The 745-nt window shown below is 37.3% G+C and carries 2 pseudogenes; both read right to left on the bottom strand.

Annotated features, from left to right (window positions below):
- Positions 1–483: pseudogene (locus ACFPQ3_RS05800) on the bottom strand (IS66 family transposase zinc-finger binding domain-containing protein); the annotation flags it as partial.
- A 13-nt stretch (positions 484–496) separates the two neighbouring features.
- A pseudogene (locus ACFPQ3_RS05795) lies at positions 497–643 on the bottom strand (IS66 family transposase); the annotation flags it as partial.
- Positions 644–745: the final 102 nt, after the last annotated feature.

The raw sequence follows: 745 nt of genomic DNA, 5'->3' as shown, positions 1-745 counted from the left end.
GATATGCCAGTTGGCAATTTCTTTGCGTGTAATGAGCAAGCCCATTTTATTCCAATCCTCTTCTTGACGATAGTTGGGAACCTTCAAATTAAATTTCTGATGAATCGTATGAGCAATGATAGAGGCAGATCCCAAACTATGTGATAAGGAAGCTTTAGGAACAGGAGCCTTAATAATCTTATCAACGTGGCCCTCCTCACTGCAACTTTGACATTTATAGGCATGTTGGACATGGTCAACACGTTCTAATTGGGCAGGAATAAAGACCAACTCTTGTCTTTGGACGCAAGAGCCAATCTCTTTTAACTGACCATGACAGTCTGGACAACTGCAGTCTTCACCCTTTAGTTCATGATGGACTATTTCTGGAGTGAATTGGTTAAAAATAGCTTGACGAACGCCTTTAGATTTCCGACGTTTATAAGTGATAATCTCAGTTTTAACAGGGTAAATCAGAATCCTCTTCAGGAAGTTCTTCTTCAAAAAGGCTTAGTTATCTTAAAGGATAATGGACCTTCTCTGATGACTTGCCATAAAGTTTTTGACTCAAATAAGCCACTTGTTCACGAAGGAGGGCGAGTTCATTAGACATGGTCTCTATCGTTTTTGTTAAACTTTCAATAATGTTATCTTTTGAACTCATGTTCATCCCTCCATTGTTTTTTTATATTATACCGAAAGAAAAGCCATGATTTCAATAGAAATCACGACTTTTTGTGGTATTGATTTTAAGTGTAATAGAAAA

The sequence above is a fragment of the Streptococcus caledonicus genome, from assembly GCF_042656225.1.
Classification (GTDB): Bacteria; Bacillota; Bacilli; order Lactobacillales; family Streptococcaceae; genus Streptococcus; species Streptococcus caledonicus.
The sequence above is the reverse complement of the archived record's forward strand: the minus strand, read 5'-3'. Positions and strand labels throughout refer to the sequence as shown.